The organism is Streptomyces sp. NPDC051940, assembly GCF_040680895.1.
Classification (GTDB): domain Bacteria; phylum Actinomycetota; class Actinomycetes; order Streptomycetales; family Streptomycetaceae; genus Streptomyces.
On the sequence record NZ_JBFAXR010000006.1, the window covers coordinates 62,005 to 81,470 of the forward strand.

The following is a 19,466-nucleotide window of genomic DNA, read 5'->3' on the forward strand; positions in this document are numbered from 1 at the left end:
GACTGCCTGTTCGATGTGCAAGGGGTACGAAGTGACGGACGGAGCAGTGGATCCGCGGCGTGTGCTGATCGCCGCGGACAAGTTCAAGGGCTCGCTGACGGCGGTGCAGGTCGCCGAGCGGGTGGCAGCGGGGCTGCGGAGCGTACGGCCGGACGTCGTCGTCGAGGCGCTGCCCGTCGCGGACGGCGGCGACGGCACGGTCGCGGCGGCGGTGGCCGCGGGCTTCTCGCGGCGCGAGCTGGTGGTGACCGGGCCGGTCGGTGAGCCGGTGACGGCGGCGTGGGCGCTGCGCGGCGACACGGCGGTGGTGGAGATGGCGGAGGCGTCCGGGCTGCAGCTGCTGCCGCCCGACCGGCTCGCGCCGCTGACGTCCACGACGTACGGCAGCGGGGAGCTGCTGCGGGCCGCGCTCGACGCGGGGGCGCGGACGATCGTCTTCGGCGTGGGGGGCTCCGCGACGACGGACGGGGGCGCGGGCATGCTCTGCGCGCTGGGCGCGCGGCTCCTCTCCTCGGCGGGTGCGCCCGTCGGGCCCGGGGGTGGGGCGCTTTCCTCTTCCTCGCTGGCGTCGGCGGATCTCTCGGGGCTCGATCCCCGGTTCGGCTCGGTGGATCTGATCCTGGCCAGCGATGTCGACAATCCCCTGACGGGGCCGAAGGGGGCGGCCGCGGTGTACGGCCCCCAGAAGGGGGCGACGCCGGCGGACGTCGCCGCGCTGGACGCGGCGCTGGCGCATTACGCGTCGGTGCTCTCGGGGGCTGTCGGCCCCCGGGCGCTGTCCCTGGCCGATCACCCCGGCGCGGGGGCGGCGGGCGGGATCGGCTACGGCGCGCTCGTCGCGCTCGGCGCGCGCTTCCGTCCCGGGATCGAGGTCCTCCTCGAGGTCCTGGGCTTCGCCCCGGCCCTTGCGCGGGCGTCGCTGGTCATCACGGGCGAGGGCTCGCTGGACGCGCAGACCCTGCACGGGAAGGCGCCGGCGGGGGTCGCGGCGGCGGCCCGCGCGGCGGGCAAGCGGGTGGTCGCGGTGTGCGGGCGGCTCGCGCTCTCCCCGGACGCGCTCGCTTCCGCGGGGATCGCTCGGGCGTACGCGCTGGCGGACCTCGAGCCGGACGCGGCTCGGTCGATGGCGTCGGCGGGGCCGCTGCTTGAGCGCGTGGCGGCGCGGCTGGGGAGGGACTGGCTCTGACGTGGTGGGCCCTCGTCACCTGCGGGGGCTGCGCGCGCTTGGCGGGCCTCGTCGCGGGCGGGCGGTTCGGGCCCCTGGCCCTGATGCCTGGTCGCGGTTTGTCGGCGCTGCGCGCCTCGTCCTCAAACGCCGGACGGGCTGCACGTCCCGTCACGCTGCGGGGGCTCCGCCCCCGGCCCCCCTTCGCGGGCTGCGCCCGCATCGCGCCTGCGGCGCTCGTCCTCAAACGCCGGACGGGCTGGCAATGCGACCCCCACCCCCGCGCCTGGCCACCCTCGCATCGGCGCTGCGCGCCTCGTCCTCAAGCGCCGGACGGGCTGGGGTGCGGCCTCGCACCCGGGCGCCAGGGCCCGGCGCAAACCGGTGCCGGCCCCGGGAGCGTCGGCTGCGGTCACCCGGTAGACCCCGCACGGGCGGGTGGGCGGGACATCAACCCGCGCCGAAGGCGCGGGGCCGACGCGGCACGCAACCCAACCGCACGCGCGGGGCCGGCGCGGCGCGCAACCCAACCGCACCGTGGCGCGGCGGCGCGGCGCGAGTGGGCATCCGGGACGTGGCGCGGGAGCGCCTACGTCGTGCCTGGGGGGAGGCGGCTCGCGTCCAGGGCCAGGGTCATTTCCACGAGGTCGCGCGGGCGCGACAGCGAGCGGTGGGTGAGCTGTTCGAGGCGGCGGAGGCGGTTGAAGACCGTGTTGCGGTGGCAGTACAGCCGCGTCGCCGCGCGCGCCGCGGAGCCGCCGCACTCCAGCCACGCGTCCAGCGTCTCCAGCAGGACCGCCCGGTCCATCGCCTCCAGCGCGTCGAGCCCGCGGAACACATCGTCGACGAGGAGCCCCGCCAGCTCCGGCTGGTCGACCACGAGGGCAGCGGGGAGCCGGCGGTCCAGCCGGACCAGCCCCGTCTCACCGGGCCCGAGCGTGCGGAGCGCAAGCTCCGCGAGGCGGCGGGCCCGGCCCAGCTCCGCCAGCCCGCCGACCACCGGGGAGATCCCGCCGGGGCCGCAGCAGCGGGCCGCCACATGGGCCACCAGGTCCGTCAGGCCCGAGGACTCGCCGAGGGCCGCCACGCCGACCTCCCCGTCCGCCCGCATCCGCCACAGCAGCCGCACCCCGTCGCAGTCGGTCACCCGGGTGTGGCCGCGGTCCTCGGCGCGCAGCACGAGCACGGCGTAACGCCCCTGCTCGGGGAGGTCGAGCGCGGCCGCCGCACGGCGGACGAGACCCGCCTCCGACTCCCCCGCGAGCAGCGCGTCGAGCAGCGCCTGGATGCGCTCGTCGGTGCGGCGCAGCAGCTCGCGCTCCGTCGTGCGGTAGGAGTCCGTGACCCGCGCCGTCTGGTCGTCGACACCCGCCCACACCGTCACCGCCGTGTGCCCGAGCAGCGACAGCGCGCCGGGGTCGCGGTCGGCGACGATGTCGAGCAGCTCGTGCCAGACGAGGTAGCCGGCGTGCCGGTACGCGAAGAGCAGGAGGTCCAGGGGCAGCCCCTGTTCCGCGCGCCGGCGGCCGAGTTCGGCCGCGTACGCGAGGTCCCGGCGCTGCGCGTCGCGCGGCGCGGTGAGCGCCGCGATGCCGTGCCGCAGCGCCTCGCAGATCTGCCCCCAGTGCTCCTCGCGGGGCACGGCAAGGTCGTACTGCGGTGAGTGCTCCGCCAGTTCGGCGAGGAGGCGGTCGGCGAGCTCGGGCACGCGGTGCGCCAGCTCCTTGGAGGCGCTGACGAGCACGGCCCATTCCTGGTCCGTACGTGGTCTGTGCAGGGCCATGGCCGTCAAGATGGCAGGCGTTGTGCCCGTGCACAACCGTTTGGTATGCCCGGTGGTCATCGGCAGCGATTCCGGTGCGCGGCGTGGACTGCGCGCCCGCACGGTGCTGTTCTCTGGCCCACGGCACTGCGGACCAGCGCAGGCCGTCATCGACCGTTCACGCGTACAGCACCACCCATGGAAGGAGAGCCGGTGGCGGCTGCCTCGCTCCAGGTGAGTGAACTCACCGTCGGCTACGGCCCAGTTCAGGCTTTGGAGGGCGTGTCGCTCGACGTGCCCGAGGGGACGGTCGTCGCCGTCCTCGGCGGTAACGGGGCCGGAAAGACGACCCTGATGCGCGCCGTCTCGCGCACCCTCGCCTTCCAGGGAGGTTCGATCCGCGGCGGGACGGTGGCCCTCGGCGGCCGCCGGCTCGACCGGCTGTCCCCGGACCAGGTGGTGAAGGCGGGGGTGGTGCAGGTCCCGGAGGGCCGCCGGGTGTTCGCCCGGATGTCCGTCGCCGACAACCTGCGCGCCGGCGCCCTCGGCGCGTCCGGCGGCCGGCGCGCGGCCGCGGCCGCGCTGGACCGGGTGCACGAGCTCTTCCCCGTACTCGAGGAGCGCGCCGGTCAGCCGGCCGGTCTGCTCTCCGGCGGGGAGCAGCAGATGCTGGCGCTCGGCCGGGCCCTGATGGGCCGGCCCCGGCTGCTCCTCCTCGACGAGCCGTCGCTGGGCCTCGCCCCATTGATGGCGGAGCGCATCGCCGGTGCGGTGCGGGAGATCAACGCCCAGGGCACCTCGGTGCTGCTGGTCGAGCAGAACGCCGCGCTGGCGCTGGGCGTGGCGAGCCACGCGTACGTACTGGAGGTGGGCCGGGTGACGCTGGCCGGCTCCGCCGCCGAGCTGACCGGGTCCGACGAGGTACGGCACCGCTATCTCGGTGTCGTGGACGAGACGGCCGCGGCCGACGCGGAGCAGGCGGTCAGCGCCTCCGCCTCGGCACCGGCGCTGCGGAGGTGGGTGCCGTGACCCCGGATCTTCCCCGGGCGGACCACGCCCAGGACCGTCCAGTGCCGGACAAGGCCCAGGATCGTCCGGGGCCGGACAAGGCCCCGGACCACCCCCGCCCGGACGAGCCCCCGCCGCCGCTCGCGGTCGACGGGCTGACCGTGCGGTTCGCCGGACTGCTGGCCCTGGACGACGTGTCGTTCACCGTGGCGCCGGGCAGCCTGCACGCGCTGATCGGCCCGAACGGCGCCGGCAAGTCCACGACGCTGAACGTCCTGTCCGGCGTCTACCGGGCGACCGCCGGCAGCGTACGTCTCGGCAGCGCGGAGCTGACGGGGCTGGCCCCGCACCTCATCGCGGAGCTGGGCCTGGCCCGTACCTTCCAGAACCTGGTGATCTCCCCGTTCGCGACCGTCGAGGACACCCTGCTGCTAGGCCGCCACCGGCTGACCCGCACCGGGTTCGTCGCCGCGGGGCTGCGGCTGCCGTCCGCGGCCCGCGAGGCGCGCCGGCATCGCGAACGCGTCCGGGAGATCGCCGCGTTCACCGGGCTGGAGCCGTATCTGGGGCAGCCCGCGGCGGCCCTGCCGTACGGGCTGCGCAAGCTCGTCGAGCTGGCCCGCGCGCTGTGCATGGAGCCGCGGCTGCTGCTCCTCGACGAGCCGGTGGCGGGCATGACCTCCGCCGAACGGCGGCGCACCGCCTCGGTGATCGCCCGCGTACGCGAGAGCCTCGGCATCTCGATCGTGCTGGTGGAGCACGACATGGGCGTCGTGATGCGGCTGGCCGACGCGGTGACGGTGCTCGACTTCGGGCGCTGCATCGCCGACGGCCCGCCGGCCGCCGTACAGCGGGACCCGGACGTCATCCGGGCGTATCTGGGGTCGTCTCCGGAGCAGACGCCCGGAGCGGATGCCGGTGACGGCGGCGGTGCCGGCGCCCCTGCCGACGCCCCTGCCGGTGACGACACCGCTGACGTACCGAAGCAGTCCGCCCCCTCCACCTCGTCCGCCGACTCGCCCAAGGGGGTGCGTTCATGACCACCTTTCTGGAGCTCCTGATCAACGGGGTCTCCCTGGGCGCCGTCTACGCCCTGATCGCCCTCGGCTTCGTGGTCATCTTCAAGGCCACGGAAGTCGTCAACTTCGCCCACGCCTCGCTGCTGCTGGCCGGCGGCTTCATCGCCGCCACCCTCAGCGACGACCTCGGCTTCTGGGGCGGACTGGCGGTCGGCGTGGCGGGCGCGGCGACGGTGGGGGCGCTCATCGAGTTCCTCGTCATCCGCCGCTACCGGGGCCAGGACCACAGCGTGCTGGCGATCGTCACGATCGGCGTGGACATCCTGCTGCTCACCGAACTCACCCGCCGCATCGGTACGGACGTGCTGACGCTCGGCGACCCGTGGGGCAACAAGGTCGTCACCCTGGGCTCGGTCGCCGTCCCGCAGACCCGGCTGGCGGCGCTGGTCGCCGCCACGCTGATCATCACCCTGTTCCTGCTGGCGTTCACGTACACCTCCTGGGGGGTCGCGATGCGCGCGGCGGCCGAGGACCGGGAGACGGCGGCGCTGATGGGCGTGCGACTCGGCCGGGTGTCGCTGGCGGCGTGGGCCGTGGCCGGTTCGCTGGCGACGGTGGCCGCGCTGTTCCTCACCGTGTTCCCGACGCCGGGGCTCGCCGCGGCGACGTCCTTCGCGGCGTTCAAGGCGTTCCCCGCGGCGATCATCGGCGGTCTGGACTCGACGACGGGCGCGCTCGCCGGCGGGCTGATCGTCGGTGTCACGGAGGCGATGGTGACCGGGTACCAGAGCGATCTGGACTTCCTGGGCCGCGGGATCGGCGAGGTGGCGCCGTATCTGGTGATGCTGCTGGTGCTGCTGTGGCGGCCGGCGGGGTTGTTCGGGACGAGGGAGCTGAGCCGTGTCTGACGTGATCGACTCCCCGGGCGGGGCGGGCTCCCCGAAAGTAGCGACCGACTCCCCCGATGCTGTGACGAAGCGCCGGATTCCCGGCGGGTCGCGGCTGTGGCTGGGCGCGGCGGCGATGCTGGTCCTGCTGGCGCTGCCGTTCTACCTCGACCGGTTCTGGCTGCAGAGCGGGCTGTTCGCGATGGCCGCCGCCATCGGTGCCATCGGGCTGAACATGCTGACCGGCGCCACCGGCCAGCTCTCCCTCGGGCACGCGTTCTTCCTGGCGGTCGGCGCGTACGCCTACTGCGCCCTGTCCGGCACCGGCGACGACGGGCTCACCGGCCTCGGGCTGCCGACCCTCGTCGCGATGGCCGGCGCGGTGCTGGTCGCCGGGGCAGCGGGCGGGCTGCTGAGCCCGATCGCGGGCCGGCTGCGCGGGGCGTACCTGGGCATCGCCACGCTGGCGCTGATCTTCATCGGCCAGCACGTGCTCTTCAACGCCCGCGATCTGACCGGCGGTTACAACGGCCGCGACGTGCCGGCCCTGAACGTCTTCGGGCTGAGGTTCGACGACGAGGAACTGAACGTCCTGGGCATCCCGTTCCAGTCGATGGAGAAGCTCTGGTACGCCGGGCTGGTGCTGCTCGCGCTCAGCGCGGTGTTCGCGCACGGCGTGCTGCGCGACCGGCCGGGACGGGCGATGAACGCCATCCGGGACCACCGGATCGCCGCCGGGGTGATGGGCGTGCCGGTCGCGCGGCTGCGGGCGCAGGTGTTCGTGCTGTCGTCGATGTACGCCGGACTGGCCGGCGTACTGCTCGCGATGGTCTTCCAGCGCACCGTGCCGGAGTACTTCGGTTTCGTCCTGTCGCTGGAGTACCTCGCGATGATCGTCATCGGCGGCCTCGGCTCGGTCGAGGGCGCCGTGCTCGGCGCGGCGTTCGTCTCGCTCATGCCGCAGCTGCTCGACCGCTACAGCGACGCGCTCCCGCTGGTCTCCGCCCCCGGTACGGGCGGCGTGGCCCCGGGCGAGGCGTCCCGCTATCTCTACGGTGCCGCCGTGGTCGCGGTGGTGCTCTTCCTGCCCGGCGGGCTGACCAGGCTGCGGATCGGCGGTCTGCTCCAGAAGGCCCGTGGCCCCCGCCGTCCCGTCGGCGAACCCTCGTAACCCTCGTGAGAAGGAGCACCTCCATGCAGAATCCCTTCCTCTCCGCCACCTCGAGACGTGCGGCGGCGGTGGCGCTGGCCGCGGCGCTCGCGCTGGCCGCGGCCGGCTGCAGCAGCAAGGCCAAGGACGACGACAAGGACTCGGGCGACGGCAAGCAGGGCGCCGCGACGATCAAGACCGACAAGGGTGTCAGCGCCGACACCATCACCGTGGGCGCCCTGACCGACATGACCGGCGTCTACGCGACGCTGGGCAAGAGCGTGACGCAGGCCCAGCAGCTGTACGTCGACGAGGTCAACGCCGCGGGCGGGATCTGCCAGCGGAAGCTGAAGCTGGAGGTGCGCGACCACGGGTACAACCCGCAGAAGGCGGTCGGGTCCTACACCGAACTGGCCCCGACGGTCATCGGGTTCTCGCAGTTCATCGGCTCGCCGTTCGTGGCTGCCGTCAAGCAGCGGATCGACACGCAGGACAAGGCCCTCGTCATCCCGCAGGCCTGGTCGTCGCATCTGCTGGGCAGCGAGTCGATCCGGCAGATCGGCGCCACGTACGACGTGGAGATGATCAACGCGGTCGAGTTCCTCGTCACGGACATGGGCATCAAGGAGAGCGACAAGGTCGGCCACGTCTACTTCGAGGGCGACTACGGCGAGAGCGCCCTCGCCGGTGCGAAGTTCGCGGCGGACAAGCACGGGCTGAGCATCGTCGAGCAGAAGATCAAGCCGACCGACCAGGACATGACGGCGCAGGTCACCGCGCTGAAGAAGGCGGGCGTCAAGGCGATCCTGATCAGCGCGGGCCCGGCCCAGTCGGCCTCGCTGACCGGCGTCGCGGCGGCGGCGAAGCTGCAGGTGCCGGTGGTCGGGTCGAACCCGACGTTCGCCCCGCAGCTGCTGAAGACGCAGGCGGCGCCCGCGCTGCTGGCTATGTTCCACGTCGCGGCCTCGACGCTGCCCATCGGCGACTCCGGGACCGGTCCGGCGAAGCTGGCGGGGGACTACGAGAAGAAGTACCCGGGTCAGCTCCTCGACAACGGTGTGATCGCGGGCTACACGGCCGCGGCCACGTTCGGGGACGCGCTGAAGAAGGCGTGCGAGTCGAAGGACCTGACGCGGGCCGGTGTCACCCAGGCGCTGCTGTCGATGTCGTCGTCCGACATGGGCTTCGGCATCACGCACGACTTCTCCAAGCCGGACCAGCCCTCGACGCGGGAGAGCTTCATCCTGAAGCCGGACGCGAACGCGAAGGGCGGCATGGTGGTCGAGAAGCCGGCGTTCTCGGCGCCCGCGGCGACGGAGTTCACGCCGGCGATGTGAGCGGTGTGGCCCCGGGTGCCTCTCTCCTTGCCGGAGGGTGGGGGTGCCCGGGGCCTCACGCCTTCGCGGGTCCGCCCGGGGGGCACACGCCCTTGCGGGCGCCCGCACTGGGCGGCCCATGCCCGCATCGGTGCTCGCTCGAGAGCCTCACGCCTGCGTCAGGGGCCGCCTTCAGAGCCTCACGCCTGCGTCAGGGGCCGCCTTGAGAGCCTCACGCCTGCGTCGCTCCGGTGCGCCTGGCGGAGTGGGGGCGGGAACCCCCGGCTGACCTGGCCCTGCGGGCCGGGGGTTCGGGGGTCGTCCCCCGGAGAACCGCAGCATTCAGGTTCCGCCTGGCGGGCCACGCACCGGTCACCCCGACTGACCTGCCCTTCCGGCTGGGGGTACGGGGGTCATCCCCCGGTGGAGCCCAGGAGCGCCCGCCATACCGCGCGGGCCGCGTTGTGGCCGCCCATGCCGTGGACGCCGGGGCCCGGCGGGGTGGCCGAGGAGCAGAGGAAGACGCGGGGGTGCGGGGTGGCCCAGGGGACGCGGGCGAGGCGGGGGCGCAGCAGCGACTGCAGCCCGGAGAACGCGCCGCACTGGGTGTCCCCGCCGACGTAGTTGGCGTTGCGCGCGGCCAGCTCGGGCGGGCCCGCCGTCGCGCGGGCGAGGACCAGATCGCGGAAGCCGGGCGCGAAGCGCTCGATCTGCCGCTCGACGAGCTCCGTCGCGTCTCCCCGCCAGCCGTTGGGCACATGGCAGTACGCCCAGAACACGTGCTTGCCGGCCGGGGCCCGGGACGGGTCGATCACCGTCGGCTGGGTCGTGATGAGGAACGGCACGGACGGGTCCCGGCCGGTGGCGGCCGCGGTCTCGGCCGCGTCGATCTCCCCGGCGCTCGCGCCGAGGTGCACGGTCCCGGCCCTGCGGGCGTCCTTCGCGGTCCACGGCACCGGTCCGTCGAGCGCGTAGTCGACCTTGAACACGGACGGTCCGTAGCGATAGCGCCGGTAGGCGTTGCCCAGCCCCGCGATCCGCGCCAGGGCGGTGGGCGAGGTGTCGAAGACGTACGCCCGGGCGGGCGGCAGCTCGTCGAGCCGTCTGACCTCGACACCCGTGTGGATCGTGCCGCCGTGCCGCCGTACGACCGCGCCGAGCGCGTCGGAGATGGCCTGCGAGCCGCCGCGTGCGACGGGCCAGCCCACCTCGTGTCCGGCCAGGGCGAACGCCAGGCCCATCGCCCCGGTGAGGAAGCCGCTCATCGGCGCCGAGGCGTGCGCGGCCATGCCGGCGAAGAGCGCCCGCGCCCGCTCGTCGGCGAAGCGCCGCATCACCACGGACGCCGGGAGCCCGAGCATGCCGAGCCTCGCCAGCAGCACGGGGTCGCGGGGCGGGGTGCTCGCCGACACGGTGAGGAAGTCGGTCGAGAGCCGCTCCCAGCGGCCGAGGAACGGCGCGACCATCCGGCGCCACGCCCCGGCGTCCCGCGCGCCCAGCGACACGGCTGTCTCGGCGACGGAGCGGGAGAGTACGGCGGCCGTACCGTCGGGGAACGGGTGCGCCATCGGCAGCTCGGCGTGCAGCCACTCAAGGCCGTGGTCCTGCAGCCGCATCGCGCGGAACGCGGGCGAGCTGACGCCGAAGGGGTGCGCGGCGGAGCACGGGTCGTGGCGGAAGCCGGGAAGGGTCAGCTCCTCGGTGCGGGCGCCGCCGCCGATGGTGTCCGCGGCCTCGAACACCTCCACCGCGAAGCCGCGGCGTGCCAGTTCGGCGGCGGCGGTGAGGCCGTTGGGCCCCGCCCCCACGACCACCACATCGACCATGGACGTCATGCGCGTCGACTCTCCCCTCGCCGTCGAGGATTCCCGGGCCCCGGGCAGGCTACTGGCCCACCACCGCCAGCCCAAGGATATGCACGCCCCCCGCCAGTCGGCGAAGCCCCCGCCGCGGGGCAGCCCGCGGCTGATCACGTCGTGCTCAACCTCCTCCGGGCGACGGTGACCATCCTCATGATCGCCCGCCCCACCCCAACCCGCGACCCACCCGACGAGGACCTACCCCCGCCCCTCCGCAAACCTCCCGATCTGCCCCGGCCCCGCCCCGAACAGCTCCTCGTCCAACTGCGCCACCGCATGGAGCACCGCCCCCACCGCCACGCACTCCTCCCCCAGCGTCGACCCGCGCAGCTGCGGCATCCGCAGGCAGACCTCCGCCAGTCGGCGCCGCAGGCCGGGCAGCAGGACGTCCGCGGCGCGGGAGAAGCCGCCGCCCAGGACGACGAGTTCGGGGTCGAGGGTCATCACCATCGCGGACGTGCCGAGGGCCAGGTCGTCCAGGTAGCGTTCCACCGCCGACACCGCCACCGGGTTGCCGTCGCGCGCGGCGGCGAACGTGTAGCGGGCGGCGTCGCGCTTGGAGACGCCCGCCGGGACGACCGGGCAGTCGTGGAGGTAGTCCGCCGCCGTCGCCCAGTGCGTCACGGGGTGCAGCCCCACCTCGCCCGCAGCGCCGCCGAAGCCGCGGTGCACCGTGCCGCCGATGATCAGCGCCGCCCCCGTACGCCGCCCCGCGTGCAGGAAGACCACGTCGCCGTGCCCGTGCGCGGTCCCGCGTCGCGCCTCGGCGAGGGCGGCGAGCCGGGCGTCGTTGTCGACGCGGACGGGGCACGGGAAGAACGCGCCCAGCTCGGCCGTGAGGTCCACCCCGGCCCAGCCCGGGATACCCGCGGAGATCAGCACCGAGCCCTGCGGGTCCACGACGCCCGTGGTGCCGGCGGACACCGTCCACAGGTCCTCCCGGGCCAGCCCCGCCGCCGCGAGGCAGCCGGACACCGCCCGGTCGGTCGCCGCGAGCCGGCCGACGCGCGAGGTGTCGGGCGACACCGTCTGCCGGGTCTCGGCCAGCACGTGCCCGTCGAGGTCCGCGACGGCCGCCCGCACCGTGTGCACACCGATGTCGACGCCGGCGACATGCCCGCCGTCGGCGCGGAAGCGGTAGCGGCGCGCGGGCCGGCCGACACTGCCCGGGGCGGGGGCGACCTCGACCACCCAGCCCAGCTCGACGAGTTGGTCCACCACGTCCTTGGTGGAGGGCCGTGAGAGCCCCGTCTGTTCGGCGACGGCGGTCAGCGTCAGCGGCTGGGTACCGCGCAACGCGCGGATCACACCGATCGAGTTGAGGTGGCGCAGCCGGGAGAGGTCACCGCCCAGTGACGCAGCAGACGACATAGTAACGAAGGACTCCTTAAATAAACCCGGTGACAACCGTTGACCGCCGTCGAACACCGCCGCTAATAATAGTGCACTCCTTCATAACTAGCTCCCGGTGCGGCACGCATCTCACAGGAGGGCTCATGCAGTTCGGCGAGATCGCTGAGCTCGGCTTCGACCCGCGGCGGGCCCGGGTCTTCGAACAAGGCTGGCAGTCGTGGAGCCCGTCCGGCAGCTACCGGACCGGCGAGTCGCCGCCCCGGCCGGCCACGGACGTCATCCGGATCCTGGCCTACCGACCGGAGACTCCGATACCCGAAGGGGCCTTCCAGGGCGAGGGGTTGCTCGCGGTCGACCCCGACGACGGCGGCCCCGTCCACCTCTGGTCGGCGCGGGACCTGACCCGTGTCCCCTCGATCCGCGCCCGGACCGCGGGCGACCGCCTCACCGTCGAGGCCGACGGCCCCGTCCGGCACACCCGCCACGACGGCCCGCTCGCCGAGGCGCTCGCCGACTGGGCGGACACGGTGGCCGCCGAGGCGCAGCTGCCGCCCGTGCCGTCCGCCGCTCCCCTGTGGTGCAGCTGGTACGGGTACTGGGACAAGGTCACCGAGGCGGACATCGCCACCGAGCTCGGCCTGATGGAGCAGCACGGTCTCGACGTGGACCTCGTCCTGCTGGACGACGGCTACGAGGCCGGGATCGGCGACTGGCTGGAGACCCGCTCCGGCTTCGGCTCACTGCCCGGCACCGCGCACCGAATCCGCGACACCGGCCGGCGCGCGGGCATCTGGGTGGCGCCCTATCTCGTGGGCCACGGCAGCCGCCTCTTCCGCGAGCACCCGGACTGGCTGGTCGACGGCGCGCACGCGGGCCGGATGTGGGACCAGGACCTCGCCGTGCTGGACGTCACCCATCCGGCCGCCGCCGCCCACCTCGGCCAGGTCTTCCGCGGGTTGGCCGCGCTGGGCTTCGACCACTTCAAGCTCGACTACCTCTACGCCGGCGCCCTGCCCGGCCGCCGCCACGAGGACGCCGACCCCGTCGCCGCCTACCGCCGGGGCCTCGAGCTCATCCGGGAGGCCGCCGGACCGGAGGCGACCCTGCATGGCTGCGGCGCCCCGCTGCTGCCGAGCGTCGGCCTGGTCGACGTGATGCGCGTCGGCCCGGACATGGCCCCCGTGCTGCTCCCCCGCTCCGGCGACATCAGCCAGCCCTCGCAGCTGGGCGCCCGACTCACCAGCCAGGCCCGGGAGTTCCTGCACGGGCGCTGGTGGGTCAACGATCCGGACTGCATCATCCTGCGCCCCGAGGTCGAGGAGCGCGAGCAGTGGGCGGCGTTCATCGACACGACCGGCGGGCTGCGCGGCGCCTCCGACCCGCTGGCCTCCCTCGACGCCTGGGGGCTGGAGACGACGAAGCGTCTGCTGCGCCCGAGCACCCCGGGGCCCATGCGAGCGACCCCCTCGACGACGCCCGCACCAAAGGGCGTCCACCAGTGACCACCGACCTCATGGCCGAGAAGCGCACCGCCCAGGCGGCCACCCCTCCCCGGACAAGGCGCCGCCCCCGGTTCGACCCGACCCCGTACCTCTTCCTCCTCCCCAGCCTCTTCGGCGTCTTCGCCTTCCTCCTGCTCCCCGTCGCCATCGTGGCCGTCGTCAGCCTCTTCCACTGGGAGCTGCTGGACAGCCCCACGTTCATCGGCCTCGACAACTACCGCAAGCTCGCCGGGGACGGCGACGTGGGCCATTCGCTGGTCGTGACCATCACGTACACGCTCCTCAGCATCCCGGCGCAGACCGTCCTCGCCATCGCCCTGGCCCTGCTGCTCAACCAGCGCATCCGCGGAGTGCGGTTCTTCCGGGCGGTGTACGTGGTGCCATGGATGGCCACGCCCATCGCGCTGGGCCTGGTGTGGAGCTGGATCTTCGACCCGGGCAACGGGGCGCTCAACAAGTTCCTCGGCGTCCTCGGCGTCGACGGTCCCGCCTGGCTCAACGACGCGGCCTTCGCCCTGCCGGCCGTCGCCGCCGTGCAGATCTGGCAGTACACGGGCTACAACATGCTCTTCTTCCTCGCCGGGCTGCAGGGCATCCCGGGCGAGCTGTACGACGCAGCGAGCACCGACGGCGCCTCGCCGCTGCAGCAGTTCTTCCGGATCACGCTGCCGCTGCTCAACCCCACCCTGTTCTTCGTCCTGGTGACCAACGTCATCGGCTCGTTCCAGGTCTTCGACACGCTGTACGTGATGACCGCGGGCGGTCCCTCGCAGAGCACCGAGGTGCTCAACTTCCGGATCTACCAGACCGCCTTCCAGGAGTTCGACTTCGGCTACGCCTCCGCGCTGGCGATGCTGCTCTTCGCGCTGATCCTCCTGGTCACGACCGTGCAGGTCCGCTACTTCAACCGGCGCACCACCTACGACGTCTCCTGAGGAGGCACGATGAAGAGGCCTGTGATCTACGCGGTGCTGACCGTCGGGGCCTTCCTCACCCTGTTCCCCTATCTGCTGGTGGTGCTCACCGCCTTCAAGGACCGCGGCCAGCTGTACTCCACCGAGCCGTGGCTGCCGGCGCTGCCGCCCAGCATGGACAGCCTGGATCGGCTGGTCGACTCGGGCTTCCTGACCTACGTCGGCCACACCGCCCTGATGACCGCGCTGCTCACCGCCGGCCAGCTGGTCTTCACCACGTTCGCCGCCTACGCGTTCGCCCGGATGCGGTTCAAGGGGCGCGAGGTGCTGTTCTGGTGCTACCTCGCCACCATGATGGTGCCGAACGTGGTCACCATGATCCCGCTGTTCCTGATCATGCGGGAGCTGGACCTGGTCAACACCTGGTTCGGGCTGCTCGCCCCGTACCTCCTCGGCACCCCGTACGGCATCTTCCTCATGCGGCAGTTCTTCCGCACCATCCCCGCCGACCTCGAGGACGCCGCCCGGATCGACGGGGCCGGGCCGCTGGCCATCCTGTGGCGGATCCTGCTGCCCCTGTCCCGGCCCGCCCTGGGCACGCTGGCGATCATCACCGTGGTCTCGTCCTGGAACAACTTCCTCTGGCCGCTGATCATCACCAGCAGCGACGACACCCGCGTCGCCAGCGTGGCCATCGCCACGCTCAAGCAGAACATCGGCGCCGATCACAACCTGATGATGGCCGGCAGCCTGGTGACGCTGCTGCCGATGGTCGTCGTCTTCCTGCTCTTCCAGCGATTCATCGTCCGCTCCGTGGTTCTCACGGGCCTCAAGTGAGGTGTCCTGAATGAAGAGAACGTTCCTGAGCCGCCGTCTGGTCGCCGCCGCCGGCGTGACCGCCCTGCTGGCCGGAGCCGCCGCCTGCGGCAACGGTTCGGGCTCCGGCGACGGCAGCACGCAGCTCGTCTACCGCACCTGGGACGAGCAGCAGAAGGTCGGCCTGGAGAAGGTGATGGCCGCCTTCCACGCCAAGAACCCGAAGATCTCCGTGAAGGTCGAGCTGCTGCCGTACGACCAGTACTGGACCAAGCTCACCGCGGACGTCGTCGCGGGCACCGCCCCGGACGTGTTCTGGATGAGCGTGCCGTACTTCCCCGAGTTCGTCACCAAGGGCGTGCTCGCCGACGTCTCCGCCGAGGCCGGGGACACCGGGAAGTACGTGAAGAACGTGGTCGACTCCTACACGTACAAGGACAAGCTCTACGCCGTGCCGAAGGACTGGGGCGCCGTCGGCCTGCTCTACAACAAGGACGCCTTCGCACAGGCCGGCGTCACCATGCCGGACAAGCTGACCTGGGCGCCCGACGGCTCGGGCAGCTTCGAGGAGCTGCTGCGCAAGCTCACCGTGGACGAGTCGGGCAAGCATCCCGACCAGGCCGGCTTCAACGCGAAGAAGGTCAAGACCTGGGGCTTCGCCTCCTGGAACCACTCGCAGACGCAGTGGATGAACTGGATGGTCTCCAACGGCGGCAAGCTCGTCGACAAGCCGTTCGGCAAGTTCGCCTTCAACGAGCCCAGCGACGTCGAGGCCATGCAGTGGGCCGTGGACCTCTCGCGCAAGTGGCACGTCTCGCCGCCCGCGACCCAGACCAACCCGCCCACCGGGCAGGCCACCGAGATGTTCCAGCGCGGGCAGATAGCGGTCTTCCCCGCCAACAACGCCCTGCTGCCCTACGTCCAGCCCGAGGCCAACTTCGAGATCGGCGTCGCCGCGCTGCCCGAGGGCCCGCAGGGCCGGTCGGTGAACATCAACGGTCTCGGCGAGGCGGTGTACGCCAAGTCCGACCACCTGGCCGAGGCGAAGCGGCTCGCCGCGTTCCTGGCCACGCCGGACGCCCAGAAGATCATGGGCGACTCCGGCTACGTCTTCCCCGCGCTCACCAGCCTCAGCGCCGGCTACGTCGACTACTGGAAGGGCAAGGGGATCGACATGGCCCCGTATGTCGAGGAGTCGCAGGGGCAGACCTTCAACCTCCCCGTCGTCAGCGGCTACTCGGCCGCCGAGCAGGAGCTCAACCAGACGTTCAACGACATCTACCTCGGCAGGCTCAGCCCGCAGGAGGGGCTGGACAAGGCGGTCGAGGACGGCAACGGGAAGCTCAAGTGAGGGGCGGGGGACGGTCGGTGAGCACCTCGAGACGTACGTTCCTGATCGCCGCGGCGGGAGTCCCGGCCCTGATCAACGCCCCCGCCCTGGCGGCCGACGGCAGCCGGCTCGACTACCCCTTCACCCTGGGCGTCGCGTCCGGCGACCCGACCTCCACCGGGGTCGTGCTGTGGACGCGGCTGGCCGTCGACCCGCTGGCGCCCGACGGGGGCGGCGGGATGCCGGACCGGCTCGTCCCCGTCGAGTGGCAGCTCGCCGCCGACGACGGCTTCCAGCTGGTGCTGCGGGCCGGGGCGGAGGTCGCCCGGCCCGAGGACGGGCACGCGGTGCACGTCGAGGTGGACGGGCTGGCGCCCGGCGGCGAGTACTTCTACCGCTTCCGGGTGGGCCAGGACGTCTCCCCCGTCGGCCGTACGGTCACGGCGCCGCGGCCCGGCACGCTGACGCGGGACCTGCGGCTGGCGTTCACCTCGTGCTCCGACTGGCAGACGGGGTGGTTCACCCCGTACCGGCGGATGGCCGAGGACCAGCCGGACCTGATCGCGTTCCTCGGCGACTACTTCTACGAGTACGGCCGGTACGGCAGCGCGGTCCGCCCCATCGCCGGCGGCGAGTGCTTCACCCTGGGCGACTACCGGCTGCGCTTCGCCCAGCACCACTCGGACCCCGATCTGCAGGCCGCGCACGCCGTGGCGCCCTGGGTGCCGGTGTACGACGACCACGACATCGAGAACGCCTGGGCCGGGGACGTACCCGAGCAGCCCGACCCGCCGTTCCTGCCGCGCCGGGCCGCCGCGTTCCAGGCGTACTACGAGAACATGCCGCTGCGCCCCACCCAGCGGCCGTCCGGCCCGGACATCGCGCTCTACCGCACGCTGCGCTGGGGCTCGGTGGCCAACCTGCACATGCTCGACACCCGGCTCCACCGGGACCGGTACGCCTGCACCGGCCGGTCCGGGATGATCGGCGCGGACTGCGCCGAGCGCCTCGACCCGGCGCGCACCCTGCTGGGCGCCGAGCAGGAGGCGTGGCTCACCGACGGGCTGCGCACCTCCTCGGCGGCCTGGGACCTGCTCGGCCAGCAGGTCTTCTTCATGCAGATGGACTGGTCGAACGGCGCCGGCGTGCAGTACTCCAACGAGGCCTGGGACGGCTACGTGGCCACCCGTAACAAGGTCACGGACGCCATCGCCGAGTACGGCCGCAACGCCGTGGTGCTCACCGGCGACGTGCACTCGCACTGGGCCGGCGAGGTCAAACGGGACTTCGCGGACCCGGAGTCGGAGTCGGTCGCCGTCGAGCTCGTCACCACCTCGGTGACCTCGGCCCGCGACGGCCTGGACTGGTACCCCAACACCCAGGTCCTGCTGGACGAGAACCCGCACGTGAAGTTCTTCAACGGGCGCCGTGGCTATGTCAACGCGCGGGTCTCGGCGGAGCGCGTCGACGTCGACTTCCGCTCGCTGAAGTACGTCTCGACGCCCGGCGCGCCCGTGTACACCTCCGGCTCCTTCGTCATCGAGGCGGGGAGGCCCGAACTCCTTCCGAAGTGACCCCGGTCGGCACACCCCCCCATCGATACATCGACACACCCCCTGTCGGGAAAGAGGTCAGATGCTGATCCCCAAGCCCGTCCGCCACGAACCACAGCCGGGCTCCTTCGAGCTCGCCCGGGACACCCCACTCGCCTACGACCCCGCACTCGAGCGGGTCGCGGACCTGCTGCGGGCGCAGCTCACCCCGGCGACCGGCTGCCGTTTCCCGGACGGGCCCGGGGGCATCGCCCTCGCGCTCGACCCCGCGCTGGGAGAGGAGGCCTACCGGCTCTCGGTCACGGCCGACGGCGTACGCATCACCGGCGGCGACGGGGCCGGCGCCTTCTACGGCGTGCAGAGTCTGCGTCAGCTGCTGCCGCCGCGGGTCTACCGGCGCGCCACGGTCAAGCACGACCCGTGGCTGGTGCCCTGCGCGGAGATCGAGGACCGGCCGCGGTTCGGCTGGCGCGGCTGTCTGCTGGACGTGGCCCGGCACTTCCTGCCCAAGGACGACGTGCTGCGGCTGATCGACCTGCTGGCGCTGCACAAGCTGAACGTGCTCCACCTGCACCTCACCGACGACCAGGGCTGGCGGATCGAGATCCGGCGCTATCCGCTGCTGACGGAGGTCGGCTCCTGGCGCCGCGAGTCCTCACCGGGCTGGAACGCCGAGGGCGACGGCCGCCCGCACGGCGGCTACTACACCCAGGAGGACCTCCGCGAGATCGTGGCCTTCGCCGCCGACCGGCACATCACCGTGATCCCCGAGATCGACCTGCCCGGCCACACGCAGGCTGCGATCGCCGCCTACCCGTGGCTCGGCAACACCGGCGAGCAGCTGGCGGTGCGGACCCGCTGGGGAGTCGGCGTGCACGTGATGAACCCCGGCGACGAGGCGCTCGACTTCTTCCGCCACGTCCTGGACGAGGTGGTCGAGCTGTTCCCGTCGCCGCTGGTCAGCGTAGGCGGCGACGAGTGCCCCAAGGACGAGTGGAAGACCGGCGCGGTGGCGCGGGCGAGGATGGCCGAGCTGGGGCTTCGCAACGAGGACGAGCTGCAGAGCTGGATCATCCGGCAGTTCTCCGCGCATCTGGCCGCGCACGGCCGGCGGCTGCTGGGCTGGGACGAGATCCTCGAGGGCGGGCTGGCGCCGGACGCCACCGTCGTCTCCTGGCGCGACCACCACGGCGCGGTGAAGGCGGCGCGCGCCGGGCACGACGTGGTCACGGCCGCGGCCCGCTCGGTGTACTTCGACTACCGGCAGTCCGCCGACCCCGCGGAGCCGATCCCCGTCGGCACGGTGCTGCCGCTGGAGGAGGTGTACGCGTTCGAGCCCGTGCCCGCGGAGCTGTCCGGCACCGCGGCGGCGGCCCGGGTGCTGGGCTCGCAGTGCGGGCTGTGGACCGAGGCGATGGACTCATCGCGGGTCGTCGACTACCAGGCGTTCCCGCGGATGTCGGCGTTCGCGGAGACGGTGTGGAGCGGCGCCGGGCGGAACTTCGCGGAGTTCGCGGAGCGGCTGGCGCTGCATCTGAGACGGCTCGACGCGCTGGGCGTGGAGTACCGCCGCCCGTCCGGTCCGCTGCCGTGGCAGACCCGGCCTGGGGTGCGGGGGCGGCCGGTGGAGATGGCGGACTATCTGGCGGGGGTGGCTGAGGACACGGGCAACATCCGGTAGGGGGTGGCAGGTCGGGCTCGGTGCGGCCGGGTACGGGCGCGACCGCGCCGGGCTCGACGCCCGGCCATGTGGACTCGCGCACCACCAGCTCGTTCGGCATCACCACCGGCGCCCTCGACCCGCCCTCCACCAGCCAGACCGTCGCCAGCGC

The 19,466-nt window shown here is 72.9% G+C and carries 15 protein-coding genes; 12 read left to right on the forward strand and 3 right to left on the reverse strand.

Annotation, left to right across the window (positions count from 1 at the left end):
• Positions 1-13: 13 nt before the first annotated feature.
• A complete protein-coding gene (locus AB0M28_RS04565; protein ID WP_365397618.1) occupies positions 14-1,186 on the forward strand; it encodes a glycerate kinase in 1,173 nt (390 codons plus the stop codon).
• A gap of 568 nt (positions 1,187-1,754) precedes the next feature.
• Here the strand turns inward: AB0M28_RS04565 and AB0M28_RS04570 are convergent.
• Entirely contained in the window at positions 1,755-2,948 is a 1,194-nt protein-coding gene (locus AB0M28_RS04570; protein WP_365397621.1) for a helix-turn-helix domain-containing protein, read from the reverse strand.
• 192 nt (positions 2,949-3,140) lie between these two features.
• Between AB0M28_RS04570 and AB0M28_RS04575 the strand changes: the two genes are divergently transcribed.
• The 5 genes from AB0M28_RS04575 (at position 3,141) to AB0M28_RS04595 (ending at position 8,328) form a co-directional block, all read left to right on the forward strand.
• Positions 3,141-3,956, forward strand: a complete 816-nt coding sequence (locus AB0M28_RS04575; RefSeq protein WP_365397623.1) for an ABC transporter ATP-binding protein — start codon at positions 3,141-3,143, stop codon at positions 3,954-3,956.
• Positions 3,957-4,090: 134 nt separating this feature from the next.
• On the forward strand, positions 4,091-4,975 hold the full coding sequence (locus AB0M28_RS04580) for an ABC transporter ATP-binding protein (protein ID WP_365397797.1): 885 nt from the start codon (positions 4,091-4,093) through the stop codon (positions 4,973-4,975).
• On the forward strand, positions 4,972-5,862 hold the full coding sequence (locus AB0M28_RS04585; RefSeq protein WP_365397627.1) for a branched-chain amino acid ABC transporter permease: 891 nt from the start codon (positions 4,972-4,974) through the stop codon (positions 5,860-5,862). The genes AB0M28_RS04580 and AB0M28_RS04585 overlap by 4 nt, the downstream gene beginning before the upstream one ends.
• A 61-nt stretch (positions 5,863-5,923) precedes the next feature.
• Complete coding sequence (locus AB0M28_RS04590) at positions 5,924-7,012, forward strand: branched-chain amino acid ABC transporter permease (protein ID WP_365397800.1); 1,089 nt, start codon at positions 5,924-5,926, stop codon at positions 7,010-7,012.
• Between the two features lie 23 nt (positions 7,013-7,035).
• Positions 7,036-8,328 (forward strand): ABC transporter substrate-binding protein, encoded by a 1,293-nt coding sequence (locus AB0M28_RS04595; protein WP_365397630.1) that lies wholly within the window; start codon positions 7,036-7,038, stop codon positions 8,326-8,328.
• Between the two features lie 392 nt (positions 8,329-8,720).
• Here the strand turns inward: AB0M28_RS04595 and AB0M28_RS04600 are convergent, their stop codons facing one another.
• Complete coding sequence (locus tag AB0M28_RS04600) at positions 8,721-10,142, reverse strand: NAD(P)/FAD-dependent oxidoreductase (RefSeq protein WP_365397633.1); 1,422 nt, start codon at positions 10,140-10,142, stop codon at positions 8,721-8,723.
• A 222-nt stretch (positions 10,143-10,364) separates the two neighbouring features.
• The gene (locus AB0M28_RS04605; RefSeq protein WP_365397636.1) at positions 10,365-11,537 is read right to left on the reverse strand and encodes an ROK family protein; all 1,173 of its coding nucleotides are present in this window, start codon (positions 11,535-11,537) and stop codon (positions 10,365-10,367) included.
• 125 nt (positions 11,538-11,662) lie between these two features.
• Between AB0M28_RS04605 and AB0M28_RS04610 the strand changes: the two genes are divergently transcribed.
• From AB0M28_RS04610 to AB0M28_RS04635, 6 genes are all read left to right on the forward strand, one after another.
• Entirely contained in the window at positions 11,663-13,021 is a 1,359-nt protein-coding gene (locus AB0M28_RS04610; RefSeq protein ID WP_365397639.1) for a glycoside hydrolase family 36 protein, read from the forward strand.
• The gene (locus AB0M28_RS04615) at positions 13,018-13,956 is read left to right on the forward strand and encodes a sugar ABC transporter permease (RefSeq protein ID WP_365397642.1); all 939 of its coding nucleotides are present in this window, start codon (positions 13,018-13,020) and stop codon (positions 13,954-13,956) included. The genes AB0M28_RS04610 and AB0M28_RS04615 overlap by 4 nt, the downstream gene beginning before the upstream one ends.
• Positions 13,957-13,965: 9 nt before the next feature.
• Entirely contained in the window at positions 13,966-14,772 is an 807-nt protein-coding gene (locus AB0M28_RS04620) for a carbohydrate ABC transporter permease (protein ID WP_365397645.1), read from the forward strand.
• Between the two features lie 10 nt (positions 14,773-14,782).
• Positions 14,783-16,102 carry a sugar ABC transporter substrate-binding protein gene (locus AB0M28_RS04625; RefSeq protein WP_365397648.1) on the forward strand — a complete coding sequence of 440 codons (1,320 nt, stop codon included), beginning with the start codon at positions 14,783-14,785 and terminating at the stop codon, positions 16,100-16,102.
• Between the two features lie 17 nt (positions 16,103-16,119).
• Positions 16,120-17,655, forward strand: coding sequence for an alkaline phosphatase D family protein (locus AB0M28_RS04630; protein WP_365397651.1), 1,536 nt, complete (start codon positions 16,120-16,122; stop codon positions 17,653-17,655).
• 61 nt (positions 17,656-17,716) lie between these two features.
• Complete coding sequence (locus AB0M28_RS04635) at positions 17,717-19,315, forward strand: beta-N-acetylhexosaminidase (RefSeq protein WP_365397654.1); 1,599 nt, start codon at positions 17,717-17,719, stop codon at positions 19,313-19,315.
• Positions 19,316-19,466 lie beyond the last annotated feature (151 nt).

Bases quoted from the DNA above. Each gene is read 5' to 3' on its own strand.
- AB0M28_RS04625 (WP_365397648.1), top strand. From the start codon at position 14,783: ATGAAGAGAACGTTCCTGAGCCGCCGTCTGGTCGCCGCCGCCGGCGTG.
- AB0M28_RS04610 (WP_365397639.1), top strand. From the start codon at position 11,663: ATGCAGTTCGGCGAGATCGCTGAGCTCGGCTTCGACCCGCGGCGGGCC.
- AB0M28_RS04570 (WP_365397621.1), bottom strand. From the start codon at position 2,948: ATGGCCCTGCACAGACCACGTACGGACCAGGAATGGGCCGTGCTCGTC.
- AB0M28_RS04585 (WP_365397627.1), top strand. From the start codon at position 4,972: ATGACCACCTTTCTGGAGCTCCTGATCAACGGGGTCTCCCTGGGCGCC.
- AB0M28_RS04595 (WP_365397630.1), top strand. From the start codon at position 7,036: ATGCAGAATCCCTTCCTCTCCGCCACCTCGAGACGTGCGGCGGCGGTG.
- AB0M28_RS04620 (WP_365397645.1), top strand. From the start codon at position 13,966: ATGAAGAGGCCTGTGATCTACGCGGTGCTGACCGTCGGGGCCTTCCTC.
- AB0M28_RS04635 (WP_365397654.1), top strand. From the start codon at position 17,717: ATGCTGATCCCCAAGCCCGTCCGCCACGAACCACAGCCGGGCTCCTTC.
- AB0M28_RS04565 (WP_365397618.1), top strand. From the start codon at position 14: ATGTGCAAGGGGTACGAAGTGACGGACGGAGCAGTGGATCCGCGGCGT.
- AB0M28_RS04600 (WP_365397633.1), bottom strand. From the start codon at position 10,142: ATGACGTCCATGGTCGATGTGGTGGTCGTGGGGGCGGGGCCCAACGGC.
- AB0M28_RS04605 (WP_365397636.1), bottom strand. From the start codon at position 11,537: ATGTCGTCTGCTGCGTCACTGGGCGGTGACCTCTCCCGGCTGCGCCAC.